The 21,061-nt window shown below is 42.1% G+C and carries 18 protein-coding genes; 13 read left to right on the forward strand and 5 right to left on the reverse strand.

What is annotated here, in order from left to right:
- The first annotated feature begins 7 nt into the window (after positions 1–7).
- The 6 genes from G4420_RS06280 (at position 8) to G4420_RS06305 (ending at position 5,352) form a co-directional block, all read left to right on the forward strand.
- Positions 8–346 (forward strand): nucleotide pyrophosphohydrolase, encoded by a 339-nt coding sequence (locus G4420_RS06280; RefSeq protein ID WP_163322686.1) that lies wholly within the window; start codon positions 8–10, stop codon positions 344–346.
- A 245-nt stretch (positions 347–591) separates the two neighbouring features.
- On the forward strand, positions 592–1,611 hold the full coding sequence (locus tag G4420_RS06285) for a branched-chain amino acid aminotransferase (protein WP_163322687.1): 1,020 nt from the start codon (positions 592–594) through the stop codon (positions 1,609–1,611).
- Between the two features lie 16 nt (positions 1,612–1,627).
- Positions 1,628–2,209: an RNA polymerase sigma factor gene (locus G4420_RS06290; protein WP_246241556.1), complete on the forward strand. Its 582-nt coding sequence runs from the start codon at positions 1,628–1,630 to the stop codon at positions 2,207–2,209.
- Between the two features lie 15 nt (positions 2,210–2,224).
- Positions 2,225–3,271 (forward strand): hypothetical protein, encoded by a 1,047-nt coding sequence (locus tag G4420_RS06295; RefSeq protein WP_163322688.1) that lies wholly within the window; start codon positions 2,225–2,227, stop codon positions 3,269–3,271.
- Between the two features lie 451 nt (positions 3,272–3,722).
- Positions 3,723–4,667, forward strand: a complete 945-nt coding sequence (locus G4420_RS06300; RefSeq protein ID WP_163322689.1) for an outer membrane beta-barrel protein — start codon at positions 3,723–3,725, stop codon at positions 4,665–4,667.
- A gap of 88 nt (positions 4,668–4,755) precedes the next feature.
- Entirely contained in the window at positions 4,756–5,352 is a 597-nt protein-coding gene (locus tag G4420_RS06305) for a methyltransferase family protein (RefSeq protein ID WP_163322690.1), read from the forward strand.
- On the opposite strand, the gene G4420_RS06310 is transcribed toward G4420_RS06305, so the two are convergent.
- Entirely contained in the window at positions 5,343–6,551 is a 1,209-nt protein-coding gene (locus G4420_RS06310; RefSeq protein WP_163322691.1) for an ATP-binding protein, read from the reverse strand. The genes G4420_RS06305 and G4420_RS06310 overlap by 10 nt on opposite strands.
- Before the next feature lie 578 nt (positions 6,552–7,129).
- Positions 7,130–8,764, reverse strand: a complete 1,635-nt coding sequence (locus tag G4420_RS06315; protein WP_163322692.1) for an amidohydrolase — start codon at positions 8,762–8,764, stop codon at positions 7,130–7,132.
- A 124-nt stretch (positions 8,765–8,888) separates the two neighbouring features.
- Between G4420_RS06315 and G4420_RS06320 the strand changes: the two genes are divergently transcribed.
- The 7 genes from G4420_RS06320 (at position 8,889) to G4420_RS06350 (ending at position 16,684) form a co-directional block, all read left to right on the forward strand.
- Positions 8,889–9,224 carry a hypothetical protein gene (locus tag G4420_RS06320; protein WP_163322693.1) on the forward strand — a complete coding sequence of 112 codons (336 nt, stop codon included), beginning with the start codon at positions 8,889–8,891 and terminating at the stop codon, positions 9,222–9,224.
- Between the two features lie 78 nt (positions 9,225–9,302).
- Entirely contained in the window at positions 9,303–11,396 is a 2,094-nt protein-coding gene (locus tag G4420_RS06325) for a TonB-dependent receptor (protein ID WP_163322694.1), read from the forward strand.
- Position 11,397: 1 nt separating this feature from the next.
- The gene (locus G4420_RS06330; RefSeq protein ID WP_163322695.1) at positions 11,398–12,621 is read left to right on the forward strand and encodes an MFS transporter; all 1,224 of its coding nucleotides are present in this window, start codon (positions 11,398–11,400) and stop codon (positions 12,619–12,621) included.
- A gap of 19 nt (positions 12,622–12,640) precedes the next feature.
- Positions 12,641–14,017 (forward strand): oxygen-independent coproporphyrinogen III oxidase, encoded by a 1,377-nt coding sequence (hemN, locus tag G4420_RS06335; protein ID WP_163322696.1) that lies wholly within the window; start codon positions 12,641–12,643, stop codon positions 14,015–14,017.
- A gap of 5 nt (positions 14,018–14,022) precedes the next feature.
- Complete coding sequence (hemG, locus tag G4420_RS06340; protein WP_163322697.1) at positions 14,023–15,381, forward strand: protoporphyrinogen oxidase; 1,359 nt, start codon at positions 14,023–14,025, stop codon at positions 15,379–15,381.
- Complete coding sequence (gene hemH, locus G4420_RS06345) at positions 15,378–16,394, forward strand: ferrochelatase (protein WP_163322698.1); 1,017 nt, start codon at positions 15,378–15,380, stop codon at positions 16,392–16,394. The genes hemG and hemH overlap by 4 nt, the downstream gene beginning before the upstream one ends.
- Positions 16,395–16,405: 11 nt before the next feature.
- Positions 16,406–16,684 carry a hypothetical protein gene (locus G4420_RS06350; RefSeq protein ID WP_163322699.1) on the forward strand — a complete coding sequence of 93 codons (279 nt, stop codon included), beginning with the start codon at positions 16,406–16,408 and terminating at the stop codon, positions 16,682–16,684.
- 2 nt (positions 16,685–16,686) lie between these two features.
- Here G4420_RS06350 and G4420_RS06355 read toward each other — a convergent pair whose 3' ends face one another.
- The 3 genes from G4420_RS06355 to G4420_RS06365 all read right to left on the reverse strand — a co-directional run bounded on the left by G4420_RS06355 (position 16,687) and on the right by G4420_RS06365 (position 21,042).
- Positions 16,687–19,158 (reverse strand): glycoside hydrolase family 2 TIM barrel-domain containing protein, encoded by a 2,472-nt coding sequence (locus tag G4420_RS06355; protein ID WP_163322700.1) that lies wholly within the window; start codon positions 19,156–19,158, stop codon positions 16,687–16,689.
- 18 nt (positions 19,159–19,176) lie between these two features.
- On the reverse strand, positions 19,177–20,541 hold the full coding sequence (locus tag G4420_RS06360; RefSeq protein WP_204273607.1) for an NAD-dependent succinate-semialdehyde dehydrogenase: 1,365 nt from the start codon (positions 20,539–20,541) through the stop codon (positions 19,177–19,179).
- 84 nt (positions 20,542–20,625) lie between these two features.
- Entirely contained in the window at positions 20,626–21,042 is a 417-nt protein-coding gene (locus G4420_RS06365) for an OsmC family protein (protein WP_163322701.1), read from the reverse strand.
- Between the last annotated feature and the right edge of the window lie 19 nt (positions 21,043–21,061).

Consider the following 21,061-nt stretch of genomic DNA (forward strand, 5'->3'; position numbering starts at 1 on the left):
AAGCACTATGAAAAACGAACTCACAATAACCGAAGCTCAAAAACAGGTTGACGAATGGATTAAAACCGTTGGCGTGCGCTACTTCAGCGAACTGACGAATATGACAATTCTTACCGAAGAAGTTGGAGAACTGGCGCGCATTATGGCCCGGAAATACGGCGACCAGTCGTTTAAAAAATCGGATGAAGAATATAACCTGGCAGATGAGATGGCCGATGTACTTTGGGTGTTGATTTGTTTGGCCAATCAAACCGGTGTTGATCTGAATGAGGCATTTCTGAAAAACATGGAGAAGAAAACGAATCGCGATGGCGACCGGCATAAAAACAATGATAAACTGAAATAAGCCTGTAAAACTGCACTTTTGTTATTTTGAAATCAAAATCCGTCCATCCGGATAAAATTTTAAGAAAAAACAGCAAAATCTTATTCAATTAAAAATATCAGAAATTACCTGTACGTTATAAAACATTTACTACAAACGGGTTTCATGATTAATTTCCTACTTTCATTAAAGAAAAATCGCTTACTTTGCTAATGCAACAAAAGTTGCATATAGAATACATTACAAGCAGACTTAAAACGTAAACAATGGAAAATCTCGATTGGAAAAACCTTGGGTTTGGATACCGCGATACCGACTATAATGTTCGTTGCTACTATCGCAACGGCAAGTGGGGAGAACTTGAAATCAGCTCATCAAACGTCATTAATATTCACATGTCGGCAACGGCATTGCATTATGGGCAGGAAGCTTTTGAAGGACTAAAAGCCTTTAAAGGAAAAGATGGCAAGGTCAGGGTCTTCCGCATGGATGAAAATGCCAAACGTATGCAAAATTCTGCCGATGGTATTCTGATGCAGAAACTTCCGGTTGAGAAATTTCAGGAAGCCGTTCGAATGGCTGTAAAAATGAATGAGCGCTTTGTTCCGCCTTATGAATCGGGTGCTGCGCTGTACATTCGTCCGTTGTTAATTGGTACCGGACCGCAAATTGGTGTTGCTCCGGCCGAAGAGTACCTGTTTATGGTATTCGTAATGCCTGTTGGTCCTTATTTCCCTGAAGGATTTAAACCGACCAACCTGGTAATTTACCGCGAATTCGACCGTGCTGCTCCGCAAGGAACAGGAAAATATAAAGTTGGAGGAAACTATGCTGCCAGTATGTACGAAGGCAAAAAAGCCAAACAGAATGGTTTTTCGGCTGTGCTTTATCTCGACAGTAAAGAGAAAAAATACATCGACGAGTGCGGACCGGCTAACTTCTTTGGCATAAAAAACAATACTTACATTACGCCGGAATCGGCTTCTATTCTTCCATCGATCACTAACAAAAGCCTTATCGTTTTGGCCGAAGAAATGGGATTGAATGTTGAGCGCCGCAAAGTTCCGTACGAAGAACTGGCCGAGTTTGACGAAGTGGGAGCCTGCGGAACTGCTGCCGTAATTTCGCCAATTAAAGGTATTTACGACAACGACAACGACAAGTGGTTTAATTACGGCAACCAGGAAGAAGCCGGCGAATGGTCGACAAAATTATACAACAAACTTCGCGCTATTCAATACGGCGACGAGCCCGACACGCATGGTTGGGTGGAGATAATTGAGTAAAACAAAAACTCTATAAATGAAAAGCTTCGAAAAAATTCGGAGCTTTTTTTATTTCTACTGTAACTATCCCGTAACTTGTCCGTCGTATTTTACGAACGAGGTTCAGAAACAAATGACAATTACCGAATATAACCTTGCAGTTGACAATTACTCAGATCGTCTGTACCGCTTTGTACTGAAAAATATAAAAGATGTGCATGCCGCGCAGGATATTGTGCAGGACAGCTACGAGAAATTGTGGAAGAACCGCGAGAACGTGGATGGCACGAAAGTAAAATCGTACCTTTTTACCACTGCCTACCACACAATGATCGACCGCATACGCAAGGAAAAGCGTTCGGCATTTGCCGAGGATATGAGCTTGCCGGAAGAAGGACACGAAAGCAACTATTCCGACTTAAGCGAAATACTGAAAGAGGCCGTTAACAAACTACCGGAAATACAACGAATGGTAGTGTTGTTACGCGATTATGAGGGATACAACTACCAGGAAATTGGCGAGCTGACGAATTTAAGCGAATCGCAGGTGAAAGTATACATTTACCGGGCAAGGTTGTTTCTGAAGAAATATATTGGCAGCATCGAGGCTGTAGCATAGAAAGAGGGGCGGAACATGAAGGAGATTAACAGAACAAATTACGAAGCTTATTTTATCGATTACCTGGAGGGCGACCTCGATGAAGGGATGATCGATAGCTTTATTGCGTTTCTGAAAGCGAATCCCGACCTGAAACAAGAACTGGAACTTTACGAACCGATTTCGCTGGAGCCCGAAAAAGTTACATTCAATAAAAAAACAGAGCTTTATAAAAGCAATTTTGATAATAGCGAAGGATTTGATAACGCTGCGATTGCATTGCTTGAAGGCGACTTAAGCGAACAGGAAAAACAGGATTTTGAAACATATCTGGCCAGTAATCCGGAAAAGGAAAAACAGGCTGCAGCTTTTCAAAAAGCCATATTAACGGCTGATGAAAGCATTGTTTTTGCCAATAAGAAAAAGCTGTACAAAAAAGCACCGGGCAAAACGATTTTGCTCTGGACAAGTCGTATGGCGGCTGTTTTAATTCTTGGCCTGGTTATTTTTAACCTGGTAAACCGAAACAGTATGGTTGAAGAAATCACATCGCAGCAAATTGCCGAAGTGGAAAAGGCTCCTCAGCAAACGAGTGAAGAAACGCCGGAAATAATACCTGAAAATAACGAACAAGTTGCAGTTGTCGAAAATACGCCAATCGAAGCTCCTGCTCCTGCAAAACAGATCAGCCCGAAAAAGCCGGTCATTGAAGACATTATCGAGGAAAATAACAGCACTTCGGCGCCCGATGAATTACTGGCCATGCGCGAGACAATTGTTGTTCCTGAGGAAATGCATTCTCTCAACGCCTCGATAGCTGTTGAACAGCCCCATGCATCGCTGGCTACAATGTATCTTATCTACCCTGCCGAAACTTACGATGATGAAATACTCTTGGCCGATCGTATTAAAGAAAAAATCAATTTGCGCAAGATCTCTCAGGCCGGTCTTGACCTGATTGCAAGTATTTCCGATGACCGTTTTGAGTATGAAACCAACAACAACGGCAAAGTGGTAAATTACACCTACGAATCGCGTTTGCTGGCCTTTTCTATTCCCGGAAGAAATGAGGCTGCTGAATAGCTATTTTGCAGAAAAGAAGCCGAATTATCTTCCTCGCTATTTCCGGCGAAAATGAAGCATTTAATTTTACGAGACTGTTTTCCGTGAAAATAAACTGACAAAACCCTTGAGCAGCTCATTTTCCGCGAAAAAACGTTGCTGGAATAAATTTTCATGCCATTTCCCGTGAAAATGAAACCACAATTCATTTTCTCATCGAATTTCCCGCGCAAAAAGGTTCGGAAAATAATTAGGCACGCTATTTCTCGTGAAAAAAGCTTTAAAAACCATTTTTCCATTCCTTTTTCCATGAAAATGAAGCCACCCCACATTTTTTCTATCCATTTCCCACGAAAATAAGTTACGGATTCAGGAAGCCACATTTTTTCCCGGAAAATAAATTTGTAATTTCCCTGTAACTTTTAAAACAAGTAGCCCGTCACAGCATCAGAAACATTTAAACTTTATACAGATGAAACAATTATTGATCTTGATTTTATGTTGCGTATTAAGCACAAATCTATTCGCGCAAAATGACACCACCGAGGTTAAAGTATTAAAAAAGAACGTAGTAACAGTAATTGAAGACAACGACAAAGTGCAGGTAGCTGTTGGCGACGGCGTTGAAGTAATTACCGACGACTGGGGCGACACTACGCATGTTCGCGTTGGCCGACGTACCTTTAAAGTTATCGAAGGCCACAACGGAACTTACGTTAGAGTCGAGAAAGATGTGAACCGCCAGAAATGGTCGGGCCGCTTTAACCCACACTGGGCAGGCCTTGAAGTTGGAATTAACATTATGACCGGAAGTGATTATTCCATCTACAATGATAATCCTGAATTTGCTGATTACGACGGTGATTTCCTTGACCTGAATCCCGGAAAATCATTAACATGGAACCTGAATTTTGCCGAATTCGCATTTAAAAACGAACGCAAAACCTTTGGCGTGGTAACCGGTCTTGGGTTGAGTTTTAACGACTACACTTTTAACGATGCAGTGACCATCGCAAAATATAATGGCGACGGAATGATTGTGCCCGTGCCGCTTTATCCCGACGGCGATGGACACGGCATAAAAAAATCGAAGTTACACGTTAATTATCTCACAGCACCTCTAATGCTCGAGGTTAAAACCCCACTTCGTATGGGCAGTTCGCGCCTGTACCTGGCAGGTGGCGTTATTGGTAGCTTGTACCTGGGTTCGCACACCAAATACAAGTATTATAAGGGTGACAAAGAAAAATCGAAAAGCGGTTACAACATCAACCAGTGGAAATACGAACTTACCGGACGTATTGGTTTTGGCGACTTCTGCGTATTTGCCAACTACAGCATGACATCTTTATTTAAAAATGGAAGAGGCCCAGAAGCTTATCCATTGATGATCGGCGTTTCATTCCCCAATATTTAGAAATCAAACAGCATCTATAACTCATGTCCCCGGTAATTTTTGCCGGGGATTTTTTTGCTTTAACAGTTGCTTCGTGTACATTTAATCCATGGAAATCATTCGTTTAATACCGCTGATCGGCTTTTTGCTTTTCTGTTTACAGATTGGTATCCGGGCTTTCGTTTTGCAACGAAAAGGAACGCGTTTATCTGGTGAAAAAAAGCAGTCCTCAAAAGGAATTAGCACGGTTTTACTTATCGCTTTTTTCATGGTGTTTTTAAACGAACTCGGCTACAAAGCAGGATTGATTCATTTTTCCTTCCTCCCAGAAGCTTTGCAACCTTTACTTACCGGAAAGATTATTCTCGTTATTAGCGGAATCGTACTTATTTTATTGGGTAACCTGTTAATGCTGCTAACATTGCGAGCACTAAAACAATCGCTGCGTTTTGGATTAAACAAGGGCAATCTGGGCAAACTGGTAACCTCCGGAATTTACGGCTGGTCGCGTAATCCGTTCTTCCTGGCTATTAACTGTTTATTTATTGGAATTTCGCTGGTATTCCCCACCCCGTTTTTTATTGCGATCAGTCTGTTAACGCTGCTCTCCATACACCTTTTTATTTTAAAAGAAGAGCGTTTTATGCATGAAAACTACGGGGAAGAATACAACAACTACGCAAAAACCGTAAGACGCTATTTTTGAGTGGCAAACTGGTGAAACGGCACCACATGAACAGTTTTATCGTCGCGAATAAAAGTGTCTGTTTGGTTTAAAGTAACCAATGTTCCCTCTTTGAAACCAAAGAAATCCATAGCTTCCAACAAACCATTTAATTCCTGCTCCAGTTTATCCTGCTCCAACGTTGCACACACCTGCACAGCAATTTTAGCCTGATCTTTTCCAAAGCCAATAAAGTCGCAGTACCCGTCTTCCGAGAAATAGAAGAGTTCTGTGAATTTCGATTTTAAGTACAGAAACACCAGGTTTTCAAGCAGCTGATCCGATTTTTCGGCGATATTAAAAGTTGCGGTACTTACAAAACCCGTGTCGGCCACATACACTTTGCGCGGATTTACCAGCTGTTTGCGCAGCGAATAGCTGAATTTTGGAACATAATACATTAAAAAACCGGTCTCCAGAAAATTCAGATAGTCAACCACCGTAGTTGTGGTTTTTATGCCTAATATATTCTTTAGCTGATTGGCGGTTATCATTTCCCCAACATGGCGCAATAAATGCAAACTGAGTCGTTTAAACGCCCTCAAATCGCGAATACCGTTGGTTAATCCAATCTCGCGCACAACAATGTCGTCAAACAACTGACCTAAAAATTCATCACGGTTGGTTTCAGGCACAAAAAAACCGCCTTTTGCCATGTAATCCAATACCGAACTTTCATCCCGTTCCAGCGAATGGTAGGCGCAGAATTCATCATACGACAGCGGCGCAATCACTCTGCTGATATACCTTCCTGTCAAACTCCTTCCCTTTTCATTATTTAGTACCCCTGCATTCGAAGTGGTGAAAATAACCCGAAAACCTTCATCCAGTTTCTGGCGAATATATTCCTGCCAGCCCTCCATAATTGTAATTCCGTCGAGCAGTAATATTTTGCTTTCAGTTGATTCAATGATTTCATCGAGCTTAAAAAAATCGTTCTGATCAAAACCATAAAATCCGGGATGCCTGAAATTAACGTAAAAAGCAGCATTGGAGTAGTGATTTTTTAACTGATAAAGCACCGATTTTTTCCCGGTCCGTTTTAATCCCGTTATAATAATTAACTCACTTTTTTCATTCAGTATCTGATCAACTAACTCTCTGTTTATATAGGAATTAATCAGTTCAGAAGAATTTTTATGTGAATCAATTAGTATTTTTAAGTCTGATTTTAAAATCATTACCATTTATTTATTACAAATATAATTCTTTTATTTTTATTAATATATATTCTTATCCATTTGTAATATACACTTCAATTTTTTCTTAATATAGTGCGATAAAAGTATTTAGCAGTTTAAAGAAATGAGGATTTCTTATACGTCAATAAAAGCATTTTAATTTTTGGAAGAAATGATATAGAAATCCCAGTTAAAAAAGGAGAGAAAAGAAGGAAATATGGAAGCCGGAGATAAAAGTTCGGGCTTGCGTTTATACAATCAGTTTATAGTTTCTATCGATTTATTTCGTCCGGGATAACGAACAATCTCTATCCAACTTTCTTCGCCGGACGAAATCGACCTCATTCTCTTTCCCGGCGCTTCCTGACTGCTGTCAGGCGCACCGGGTTATTGCTTGTCGCCCCTTTGGGGCTTTTATCAAAAAGCGTAGAAAGACCGTTTTGCTCCAACCCCAGACAGACTAATTCTATAAAAAATGTCGCCTGGTAGAAAACTCTAATTCAAAATAGACTTTTAATAAAAAAGGGATAAAAGCCAATCGGCCCCTATCCCTTTTTCCTAAGTGAATATTTTAATTTCTACAACTCAAACACTTTTTCCCCGGCACTCCAGGTACTCAATATTTTGGTGTTTAGTACTTCTTTTGGATCTGCTTTCATCAAATCGGTATCCAATACTACAAAGTCGGCCCACATTCCGGGAACAAGTTGTCCTTTCTCATTTTCTTCGAACGATGATTTGGCGGTCCAGCTTGTCATGGCACGCAGTGTTTGTTCGCGTGTAAGTCCTTCATCTTTTTGCCAGCCACCTTCTGGCCAACCATCATGATCGGTGCGGAATACCGCCGAATAAAAGGTATACAACGGATATATATTTTCAACCGGGAAATCGGTTCCGGCAGGCACCCATCCCAATTGTTTCAGCAAGGTTTGGTAGGCATAGGCACCTTTTATACGTTCCGGCCCCAAACGATCTTCTGCCCACGGCATATCGCTGGTGCAGTGCGTTGGTTGAATGGAAGGTACAATTGAAAACTCGGCAAACTTTTTAAAATCATCAGGATTAACAATTTGCGAATGTTCGATTCGCCAGCGACGGTCGTTTTTCCCTTTCAGAAACCTGCCGTATGTATCCAGCATTAAACGGTTGCCACCGTCGCCAATGGCATGTGTGGCAACCACGAAATTATTTTCATAAGCCAGCTGGCAAATCATATCATAATAATCCTGCGTTTCAATTTGCAGACCGCTGTTTCCTTCGTCATCCGAATAATCTGCCATCAGCAGTGCACCTCTCGAGCCCAAGGCACCATCGGCATAAACTTTTATGGTATTCACCAGCAAACGGTCGGTTTTGTAAGCTTCTCCTTTTTTCACAAAATAATCGAAGTTCTCCTGCGTAGGATTCAGCATGGCATTCACCCGCATTTTTAATTTGCCGGCCTCCTGCATTTCATCCATCAGTATAATGGTTGCTTTATCCAGCCCGCAATCGGTAACCGATGTAAGGCCCGCAGCAAAACAGTTTTTCTGTGCTTCAAGCAAGCCCTTTTCCTGCTGATCAGCAGTCATCTCGGGAATCAGTTTTCCAACAAAACCCATGGCGTTATCGATTAGAACTCCGGTAGGTTCACCATTTTTCAATAGCACTTCCCCGCCCTGAACTTTGCTATTTGCCGAAATACCTGCCAGTTCCAACGCTTTTGAATTGCACCAACCGGCGTGCCCGTCAACACGAACCAGGTAAACCGGAATGTCGGGGAATAACTCATCCAGTTTTGTTTTATCAGGAAAACGGGTGTCTTCCCAATCGTTCTGATCCCAGCTGCGCCCCAAAATCCATTCGCCACCAAATTTATCGTGATGTTCTTTTAAAAGCTCGTAAATTTCTTCCGGACTTTTTGTTCCGCGTAAGTCTGAATATTGCAGCAAGTTTACCGCATAACCATTAAAATGACAATGGGCATCGTTAAAACCGGGGTAAATAAACTTGCCCCCGGCATCAATAATATTATCCGAATCGTATTTATCCCTGATTTCCTGTGAAGTACCAACAGCTACAATTTTCCCTTTTTTAACGGCAAACGACTCAGCAACTGTGAATTCCTCATCAACAGTATAAACCGAAGCTCCTGAAACAATCAGGTCTGCTTTTTCTTTTTGTGTACACGATGTCATTACAAATAATAGGATTAATGCCTTAAAAAAATACATAGTTCATTTTTTGGTTAGACACAAATGTAGCCTTTTGCGGCATATTTTAAAACAGTAAAACTGAAGGGCTTTTCCAACTATATATTATTATATTTGCGCGACTTACAGAAACTTAAAGGCAAGAATGTTTACAGTCGGCATATTTACAACGCATTTCCCCTACCTGGTGTTTATTGCCTGTTATGCCTGGTTTTTGCTTTTTGGTGTTGAGCAGGCTCAGGAAGGAAAAATACAGATTGCCGAAAAATCGATCCAGATCGAATACCATGTAAATCATTCAAAAACTTCGTCAGTTAGTGTGTATCATTTTTTCCAGCCCGAAAACTACGACTCCTCGGGTTTCAAAAACTATAACAACCTAATAATCAAACAAAAATGGAGAACCTACTTCACTCCATTCGCCTGTCAGGATTGTTTTTTTGAAGGTTCATTTTGTCGTCCCCCTCCCGCAATGGCCTGATTATATTCAACCTATTATTTATACCATTAACCTTTGCTTATTGCAAGCAAATCATATTTATTCTGTTAAAGAAAATCCATGAAAAATATTTATGCCCTACTCTTTATGGCATTGCTGGTTAACAGCACAGTAAATGCGCAGCAAGATGAAAAAACCGACTCCATCAAACATTATCAGTTAGAAGATATTGAAATAAAATCGCCAAAATATAACCGGAACATTTTTAATATTCCGGCAGCTGCAACAATGGTTCCCGAACGGCTTATCGAAAACAACGGGGTAGAAGACCTGACCGGCGTATCAGCTATAGTTCCCAACTTTTTTATGCCCGATTACGGATCGAAACTTACTTCGCCGGTATACATTCGCGGGGTTGGAAACCGCATAAATACACCTTCGGTAGGTTTGTATGTCGATGGTATTCCGTACTTTGAAAAAGCTGCTTTTAACTTCGATTTTTTTGATATTCAGCAAATTGAAGTTTTACGTGGCCCCCAGGGAACTTTGTACGGAAGAAATGCAATGGGCGGACTGATTAACATCATATCGCGCCAACCGGGAGATGAGCGCTTTACCGAAATTACAACCGACTACGGTAATTACAACCAGCTAAATGCTCAGGTTTCTCACAATCAGCCTATCAGCAAATCATTTGCCGTGTTAGGTAACCTTGGGCTTCGCCATAACGATGGTTTTTTTACCAATCAATACAACAACAAAAAAGCTGACGAACTCGATTCCTATTCAGGGCGTTTAAAACTACTTTTTACCCCGGGAGACCGGTTTAAAGCAACAGGAAATGTGCAATACGAAGACAGCCGCCAAAGTGGCTATCCTTACGCTATTTATAACGACGAAACCAACGAAATCAGCGACGTAAATTACAACCGCGAAAGTGGTTACGACCGTAAACTTTTATCATCAGGTTTAAACCTTGCTTATGCTGCCGATAACTTTCAAATCCGCGCTGTAAGCAGCTTTCAATCGGTAAACGACGAACAGGGCATTGATCAGGATTTTACCACCACCGATTTATATTTTGTAACGCAGGACCAGGATATTGATATGTTCTCGCAGGAGATAAATATCCAGTCGTATGAAAACGAAACGTACGAATGGCTGTTTGGCGCGTTTGCTTTTCACCAGGGACTTGATAAAGAAGTGCACCTTGAAATGGGTGAAGATCAGTTGGCCAACATGCCTTTTACCGAATATTCGTACACCAAATATTACGACAACAGCAATTCGGGCCTTGCCTTTTTCCACCAGTCAACGCTCAAATTCGGAGAGTTTTCGCTAACTGCCGGAATTCGGGCCGATTACGAAAAAGCAACACTCGACTATGTTTACGATCGTTCGTTAAACGGAAATCTCAAGAATGAGGAAGCTTTTGAAAGCGACATGGATTTCTTTGAAATTCTTCCAAAACTGGCTGTAAAATACAGCATTTCAGAATATTTAGTTCCTTATGCAACAATCGCTAAAGGTTATAACTCCGGTGGTTTTAACTCAACTTTTGAACGTGAGGAAGACCGTTCGTTCGATCCTGAGCGATCGTGGAACTACGAAGCCGGGATTAAAACAAAGTGGCTAAAACAGCGCATTTACGCTAACCTCGCCCTGTTTTTTATCGACTGGGATAATCAGCAAATTTACCAAACCGTGCCCAGCGGAACCGGATCGATGCTAACCAACGCCGGAAAATCGGAAAGTAAAGGTGTTGAGTTTGAAATTAAAGCACTACCGGCGAAAAATCTTGAAACCTGGCTGGCCTTTGGTTACAACGATGCAAAATTTGTGGAATACGAAAAAAACGAAAACGAAATTTACAACGGAAACTACCTGCCTTATGTTCCCCGCTTTTCGTTTAACATGGGCGGAAATTATACAATTGCAGTTAATTCAGGCTGGCTTGAACAAATTCGCTTGCACCTGACTTATAATGGCTTTGGAAAACATTATTGGAAAGAAACGAATATTGCCTACCAGGATTATTACGGATTGCTGAATTCGCGTATCAGTTTCGATACAAAAAATATTCAGTTATCTTTCTGGGGTAAAAATATCCTTGATGCTGAGTACAATTCGTTTTATTTTCAGGCTGTTGGAAACTCGTATGCTCAATCGGGAAAACCGGCCACAATGGGCGTAAATTTGAAGGTAAACTTCTAAAATGAAACAAAGCGAAATAAAAAAATATTATACGCTGCTGAGCCTCTACCTGGCGCAGTCGATCCCGATGAGTTTTTTCTCTACGGTGATCCCCGTGATCATGCGAATGGAGAACTACTCGCTGGAATCCATCGGTTATATCCAGTTGATAAAACTGCCATGGATTCTGAAAATGCTGTGGGCTCCGATGGTTGATAAAACCAGTAAAAACAAACGGCACTACCGCAGGTGGATCATCATGTCGGAGGCTTTTTATGCGCTCATCATCATGTCGGTTGGTTATTTAAACCTTCAAACCGATTTTACCACCATTATTATTCTGATGGTAATTGCATTTACCGCATCGGCAACACAGGATATTGCCACCGATGCTTTTGCCATTCTTATTCTGAACAAAAACGAACGCAGCCTTGGAAACAGCATGCAATCGGCCGGTAGTTTTATCGGAACCATGATGGGCAGCGGTGTTTTACTCATTATCTACCATTATTTTGGTTGGTTGTGGTTGTTGCGCTCACTGGGTTTGTTTGTGTTGTTTGCGCTCATTCCGGTGTCGCTGTACAACGCACGCAACGAAAACGAACCCGATCGTTCAACAAAAAATGTATCACCACTGGAGTTTATCTACTTTTTCAGGCAAAGAAAAATTGGTGCTCATCTTTTGTTGCTCTTCCTGTTTTATTCAGGAATAATCGGGATTTTAACCATGATAAAACCCTACTTCGTTGATTTGGGTTACGACATTAAAGAAATTGGAATCATCTCCGGAATATTCGGAACGGCCTGCGGTGTAATCATGACCATTCCTGCAGGATTTCTGCTCCGTAAAAAGGGAATTACCAAAGCGGTGTGGATCTTTCCGGTAATTAATGTGCTGGTGGCCACTTTCTTTTTCGGACTAACCTATACCAATCATGCCTTGTGGCTGGTTTATTTGGGCGTCGCCCTGCTTTGGGGAGCTTACGCCATGTCGTCGGTATTTGTGTATACCATGAGCATGCACGTAGTTCGGAAAGGGCGCGAAGGAACCGATTTTACCATTCAGATAGTAATTACACACCTCAGCAGCCTTGTTATTGCCATAATGAGCGGAAAAGTGGCCGATGCGCTTACCTACCGCGGGCTGTTTGCCATAGAAATAGGGCTTGGAATACTTATCCTTGTCCTGTTGCCATTTGTCTTCAGAAAAAGTTTTTACCTGAAGTATGAACAAGAAACCGATTAAGACTCTTTAAATTAGTATTATGAAAGTATCACAAAAGCTAATAGAAAAATACAACACCCCGGTACCGCGATATACAAGTTATCCACCGGCCAACTTCTTTTCACCGGAATTTACTCCGGAAGAATACGTTAAAGTGTTGGACCAATCCAATTCAGAGAATCCTCAGAATATTTCCATTTATATTCATATCCCGTTTTGTCCGAAGATCTGCTATTTCTGCGGCTGTAACACGCACCTAACACGCGACAAAAACAAAATGGAGGTTTATGTTGATGCGCTGAAAAAAGAGATCCGCATGGTGAAAAAGCTGCTTAGCGACGACCGTAAAGTGTCGCAGGTGCACTGGGGAGGCGGAACCCCGAACTCGTTGTCGATTGAGTTGGTGGAAGACATTATGAATGTAATTCATGAGCTTTTCGAGTTTATTCCAAAACCGGAAATTGCCATGGAGTGCCATCCGGCGATGTTGGATAAGGATTATATCGACCGCCTGGTAGCGCTGAAGTTTAACCGCTTTAGTTTGGGTATTCAGGATTTTAACAAGCAGGTGCTGGACAATGTAAACCGCGATCCGTCGATTCTTCCCGAGGAAGATTTGGTGGCGATGATCCGCAGCCACGAGGGTACCAGCGTGAATTTCGATTTTATCTATGGTCTTCCGTTTCAGGATGAAGAATCGTTTGCAAAAACCATCGAACGCGCTATTAGTTTGTCGCCTGATCGTTTGGTAACCTTCTCCTATGCACACGTGCCTTGGGTAAAAAAAGCACAAAAAATACTGGATGCACGTGGATTACCATCAGCAACTAAAAAACTGGCCATGTTCGAGGTTGGTTATCGTTTACTGACTGAAAACGGTTACGATGCGATTGGTCTCGACCATTTTGCCCGCCCCGATGACGAATTGAGTATTGCCTTCAAAAATAAAACGCTGCACCGTAATTTCCAGGGATATTGCACCCGTGAAACTACCGGACAGGTTTACGCTTTTGGAGCCACCGGAATCAGCCAGCTGGAAAATGCTTACGCACAAAATGCCAAGGATACCAATACTTACGTTGACCAAATCAACGCCGGGAAATTTACCATTGAAAAAGGTTATCAGCTGAATGAAACGGAGAAGATCATTCGCCACGTCATCAACGAAGTGATGTGCAACTATTATATTTCGTGGGAGGAAGCGGCACAAATGCTAAAAACATCTCCCGAAGTAATTAAACAAAGCATAGTTTACGACGAATCGTTCCTTGCCGGTTTTGTTGAAGAGGGGCTTTTATCGCTTTCGAAAGACGAACTGCATGTGAGTAAACAAGGACGGTTTTTTGTACGAAACATAGCTGCCAGCCTTGATCCGAACATGCGGAATGCGACCTTAAAATTCTCAAAAGCGCTATAAAAACCATGCAAAAAAACCAACTAAACATTGCCGTAATTGGGGCAGGACTAACCGGACTTACAACAGCTTATTACCTTAAAAAATTTGGTTTTAAGGTACAGATTTTTGAAAAAGATGAACAAGCAGGTGGAGTTATTAAAACCCACCGAAGAAATGGTTTTGTTTTTGAATCGGGGCCAAATACCGGCTCGATGAGTCAGGAAGAGGCGGCTGAGCTTTTTGAAGATCTGGCCGATGATTGTACCTTGGAATACGCCAATAAAAGTGCCGAAGCACGCTGGATTTGGATGGGCGGCAAGTGGCACGAAATGGAAATGGGCGGTTTAAAAGCCATCACCACTCCCCTTTTTACGTGGTACGACAAGTTTCGTATTCTGGGTGAACCCTTTCGTAAACCGGGCACCGATCCGAATGAAACAATTGCTGATATGGTGCGCCGCCGAATGGGAAAAAGCTTTTTACGGAATGCTATCGATCCCTTTCTGTCGGGCGTTTATGCCGGCGATCCGGAGAAACTGGTAACCCGTTTTGCCTTGCCCAAACTTTACTGGCTGGAGCAAAATTACGGCAGTTTTATCGGCGGAAGTATCAAGCAAAAGAAAGCGCGTAAAAAGGAACCACCACGCAAAGCCAATCGCCAGGTGTTTTCGGTTGAAAACGGGTTGGATAACCTGACAAAAGCGTTGGTTAAAAATATTGGTGAGGAAAATATAAAGCTGGGCTGCAAAAACCTGGAGGTTAAAAAAGAAGGCGATTTTGAATATTCGCTGGATGGAGAAAGTTTTACCCATGTTATTTCGGCAGCCGGATCGCATGCTTTGCCAGGTCTTTTCCCATTTTTCCCAAAAGAGAAACTTCAGCCGATTAAAAAGATGAGCTATGCAAAAGTTACCCAGGTGGTGCTTGGTTTTAACAACTGGAAAGGCATCCCGATCAAATCGTTTGGAGGACTGGTTCCTTCGGCCGAAAAACGCGATGTGCTGGGTATTTTGTTGCCGGGATCGTTCCTAAAAAACCGCGCACCGGAAAAAGGAGCTTTGTTATCGGTGTTTATGGGCGGTATTAAAAGGCCCGAAATGTTTGAGTACTCCGATGATAAAATAAAAGAAATTGCAGAGCGTGAAGTTCGGGAAATGATGGGCCTCGAAAGTTTTGAGCCCGATCTGATGGAGATTTTCCGCTATCCAAATGCTATTCCGCAATACAGTTTCGAAAGCGAAGAAAAACTACAGGCCATTTCCGATCTGGAGACCGAATTTAAAGGGCTCACACTTGCCGGAAACATGCGCGATGGAATTGGAATGGCCGACCGGATAAAACAAGGTAGAACAATTGTGAACCAATTTGCAGAAGACTATAAATGATGGAGAAAACAGCTGTTTTGTTAATGAATGTTGGTAGTCCCGACGAGCCTACCGTTCCGGCGGTTCGGAGATACCTGACTGAGTTTTTGAATGATGAGCGTGTTATCGATCTTCCGTACCTGCTTCGGAAATTTTTGGTAAACGCGATAATCATTCCGTTCAGGGTGAAAAATTCAACCAAATTATATCAGCAGTTATGGACCAAAAAAGGATCGCCGCTGATTTATATTTCTGACGAGTTAAAACAAAAACTTCAGGAAGAACTGGGTGAGGATTACGAAGTTTTTATGGGAATGCGTTACGGAAATCCCGGCTACAAAGCAGCATTGGCAGACATAAAAAAGAAAGGTTTTGAAAAGCTGATTTTGCTGCCGCTGTTTCCGCATCATGCCATGTCAACCACAGAAACGTCGCTGGTTGCAGCCCAAAAAGAGATAAAAAAGCTGGGAATAAAAGCAGAAGTTTTTGAGATTGGTCAATTTTACCACGATCCAAAATTTATTGATGCTTTTGCCGAGCGGATTCAACAATACAATTTACAGGATTACGACCACATAATTTTTTCGTACCACGGTTTACCTAACCGGCATTTGGAAAAGTGCCATCCGGGAATTAAAGTGGAAAATTGCAGTTGCCAAAACGCGATGCCGGAGCACGGTGCTTTGTGTTACCGCGCTACAGTCTATGAAACATCGCGTTTGCTCGCTGCCAAATTAAAATTGCAGCCCGAAAATTATTCGGTAGGTTTTCAGTCGCGCTTGTCGAAAAACTGGCTGACGCCATTTACCGATGAACTGCTGGCAGAAAAGCTGGCAGAAGGCAAAAAGAAAATACTGATTGCTGCACCTTCGTTTGTTACCGATTGCCTGGAAACAACACTGGAACTTGGTGTGGAATACGGCGAAGAATTTCTGGAAAAAGGAGGAGAAAAATTACAATTGGTTGATAGTTTAAACACAGAAAAAAGCTGGGTGGAAACGCTTGCATACCTGGTTCGCAAAAGCATTTTATAAAATCAGAAACAATGCAAACTTACGAATGGCATCTTTTTTATACCTGCCTGGCTACTTTTGTGGTTAACCTGCCTTTTGGATACCTGCGTGGTGGTTTTCGTAAGCTATCCTTTTGGTGGTTTGTTGCCATTCATGCACCGGTTCCGCTGATTATTCTAATCCGGAAGTTTTTCGATATACAACTTAGCTGGAGCCTCGCTCCCTTTCTCTTCGGAAGTTTTTTCCTTGGCCAGTTTGTTGGCCGGAAAATCTATGGATTAAAACCCTGGCGTAAGAAAACAGACAATTAGAATTACTGAACTTTAACCGTGGAATGACCACTTTCTAAGCCTTCTGAAGCAGCAGTAACCTTAATTTCTGTACCGTCCTCTCCCGAACGAACGATTAACTGACATTTACCGCGAAACGTATTCACTCTAGGCTGCTGAAAGCTTTTCATATCCGATGGATTTCCGTTAGCCACAGCTTGCAGGCTACCATTTCCTTCAATCGTAAATTCAACAGGAAGTTCGGCATTTGGAACTAAATTTCCATTGGCATCAACAACTTCAATATTAAAATACGCCAGGTCGTTACCCGATGCTTTTCCACTTTCGTTTTCGGCAACTACTTTTAGTACTGCCGGCTTTCCAGCTGTTTTTAAAGATTGCCGAACCACTTCTTTTCCATCCTTTATTCCAATGGCAACCAATTCTCCAGCCTGGTAAGGCACATCAAAATAAGCTGCTAATGCTTCTATTTGGCGCGATTCAGAAGGAATATCCATTTGTTGAGCCCCGCTGTTTTTCTGAGCCACATCTTTTGTTCCGATCACCTCTCCGTTTAGTTCCAGTCGTACCTGATCGCAACGTGTATAAACTGCTACCTGTAGCGGTATTCCTTCGTTTCCTTCCCAGTTCCAGCTTTTCCATTCTTCGGGCCATCCCCACATACTAACCACTTCTGTTCTGCCATCAGGAACAGGTTCATGAACCAGCATTTCAAGCTCGCTGTTGCGCCAAACTACATCGCGGTAATACATTTGTGGTTTCTTGTAGCCAAGGATGCTTATATCGCCACAATATGCATTATACCATGGCCAGTCAGGCAAGAAGCCAACATTCTCATTATCGAGGTTATTATGTCCTATTCCGCTCTCACCAAGGTAATCCATTCCGGTCCATACAAAATCACCAATTATATTCGGATGTTTTTCAACCAAATCCCAATTATCAAATGCTTCTTTAGGGAAAGATTCCGTTCCCACAATTATACGTTCAGGATGCTTTTCATGATCAGGTTCATAGTTTTTCCATTGGTAATTATAGCTGTGAATATCCATTTGCGCAAAAGCCGGGATTGTGCGGTCCCAGTCCCATCCCGGATGATCCCAGAAATGACAAATGGCCTGTGTTACCGGACGCGTATTATCCATGGTGAGTACTTTTTCGCGAAGAAATTTAAATATTTCCAAACCTGAAGAATCGGCACGCTCGTTAATTTCGTTACCGACACTCCATACTACAATCGACGGATGATTTCGGTCGCGCAGTATCATCGATTCCAGATCCCGCTCCCACCAGTCGTCAAAATAAAGATGATAGTCCTGATCGTTTTTGCCGCGTTGCCAGTGATCAAATGATTCATCCATTACTAAAACTCCCAACTCGTCGCAGGCATCGAGGAAATGTTTTGAAGGTGGATTATGCGAAGTACGGATAGCATTAAAACCATTTTCCTTCATGGTTTTTACTCGTCGATATTCGGCAGCTTTAAATGCTGCCGATCCCAACGGGCCGTTGTCATGGTGTAAACACCCACCCTTTAGTAAAACGCTTTTGCCGTTCAACAAAAATCCTTTCCCCGGAGAAAAATCTATAGATCGGATTCCAAACCTTTCATCATATTCGTCGATGACCATATTGCCATCAAATAGCTGCATTTTTGCTGTATATAAAGCCGGACTGTCAGGAGACCACAACGATGGAAATTCCAATTCAGTTTGTAAAACAGCGGTTGCCTGATTTAAATCAACAGGTGAATTCCATTTTGCCACTATTTGTCCATCAGGGTTTAGCAACTGCCCCTTTAATGTCAGTCGTTCAACTGATTCGGCAGCTTTAATTTTTGTTTCAATTTTTACAGTAGCTTTTTCCTCAGAAACTTCCGGTGTAGTTACATAAACGCCCCACAAATCAATATGAACCGGATTCAGTTTTAACAAACTTACATTTCTGTAAATTCCTGATCCACTGTACCATCGTGAGTTTTTGCCTTCGTTTTTCACCTGAACAGCCAAAACATTATCATCGCCCGATGCATTTAAATACTCCGTTAAATCGTAAGCAAAAGCAGTGTATCCATACGGATGGTTGCCAAGATGATTACCATTGATCCAGAAATCGGCATTCATATAAACGCCATCAAATAGAATCTTAATCGTTTTGCCTTCATCTTCAGGTGCGAGTGTAAAATGTTTCCGATACCAGGCCGTTCCACCTACAACGTGACCGGTGGAAGCCTTTCCTGCACTTTCTTCCGAAAATGGTCCGATCTGTTTTACACCTTGTTTTTCAGGAAGGTCTTCAATACTGTAATCGTGCGGCAAGTCAAGTGTTTTCCAACCGGAATCATCAAGAGCCACATTCTGTCCACCTTGAACATCGGATCTGATAAATTTCCAGTCCTTATCAAATGATTCTTCACGACTAATAATTGTTTCCTTCTGAGTGCAGGAAACCAAAAGAAGCAGAGCGAATACTCCACCGTAAAAGGTTCTTAGCATAAGTTTAGGTTTAAAAGCTTATTTTACAAAAACAGTTTTTACATTCATAAATTCCTTGATACCGTGCACCGAAAGTTCGCGTCCGAATCCACTGGTTTTTATTCCGCCAAAAGGTAAACGCGGATCCGATTTCACAAAATCGTTTACAAAACAAGCGCCAGCTTCCAGTTCAATTTCGGCTATGTGTTCGCCCTTTTTAAGATTTTGGGTAAACACGGCTGCTCCCAGTCCAAAATCGGTGTCGTTTGCCACGCGAATGGCCTCTTCCTGGTCTTTTACTTTTATTACCGAAGCCACCGGACCAAACAGTTCTTCTTCATACGCCGGCATTCCCGGCTTCACATTTTCAAGAATGGTTGGCGGGTAAAAAGCCCCTTTACGATGCGGAATTTCGCCTCCAATAATTATTTCAGCGCCTTTATTTACCGAATCAACAACCTGCTGATGTAACTCGTCACGCAGATCTTCGCGTGCCATTGGCCCCATTGTACTTTCCTCATCGAACGGATCGCCAAAGTGTGCAGCATTCATTTCATGTGTAAAAAGCTCGAGGAAATGCGCGTAAACCTCTTCTTCCACGATAAAACGTTTGGCACCGATACAACTTTGTCCGGCATTTAGCAGGCGGCCTGCAGCACATTTTTTGGCAGCCATTTCCAGGTCGGCATCTTTTAAAATCAGGTACGGATCGCTGCCGCCCAGCTCCAGCACACATTTTTTCAATTCTGCTCCGGCCAGGGCAGCAACACTTTTGCCGGCAGGTGTACTTCCGGTAAGGCTCACTCCTTTTATGGCTTTGTGTTTAATCACTTTTTCAACCATCGGGCTGCCAATTAACAACGAACGAAATACGTTTTCAGGGAAACCAGCCTCGCGGAAAATCTCTTCGATTGCCATGGAACAGCCCGGCAAATTGCTGGCATGTTTTAGTACGGCTGTGTTACCCGCCATTAGCGTTGGAGCAGCAAAACGAAACACCTGCCAAAACGGAAAATTCCAGGGCATAACAGCTAAAATAGTTCCAATTGGCTGGTACGAAACGTATGATTTTCTGGCCTGTGTGGCTATTGTTTCGTTTTCGAGAAATGATTCGGCATTGGCAGCATAATACTCGCAAACCCAGGCACACTTTTCAATTTCGGCAATTCCTTCGCTTTTTACTTTCCCCATTTCCTGTGCCATCAGCAAAGCCAGCTCTTCTTTTTTGCTGCGTAAAATACTGGCTGCATTTTGCATCAGCTGCCCCCGGTGATGAAAGGAAGTACTTCGCCAGTGATGCCATATTTTATCTACTGAATTAATGATCTTTTCAACGCCTTCTTTAGAGTGTTTTTGATAGGTTTTTACTATTTCGTTTGTTACCGGATTAATCGATTTTAACATAGTGAATTCTTTAATGACCTATAAATTTATAAAAAAAGCAACCTTGTAAAAAGATTGCTTTCATATATTTTCACGAACCAGAATTTATTCCACTATCCTGATCTCTGTTTTCATTTCCATTGCCTGACGATACACGGCACTAACACCACAGTATTTCTCCTCTGAAAGTTTAACCGCTTTTTCCAGTTTATCCATCGGAAGATCCTTTCCTTTAAACTGGTAAACGATGGTCATTTTGTTGTAATATTTCGGATGATCTTCTGTTAGTTCACCCTCAACAATTACATTAAAAGCTTCCAATTCAACCTTCATTTTTTTCAAAATCATCACCACATCAATACCCGTACATCCGGCCAGAGCAGTTAACATTAATTTCTTCGGACGCGGTCCTAAATCGCTGCCACCCACTTCTTCTGTGGCGTCGATAACTACCTTATGTCCATCCATATCCGTTTCAAAAGCCAGCTTGTCGGTCCAGGCCATATCTATTACATGCTTCATAACATCCTTATTTTAAAAT

The sequence above is a fragment of the Draconibacterium mangrovi genome (assembly GCF_010586825.1).
Classification (GTDB): domain Bacteria; phylum Bacteroidota; class Bacteroidia; order Bacteroidales; family Prolixibacteraceae; genus Draconibacterium; species Draconibacterium mangrovi.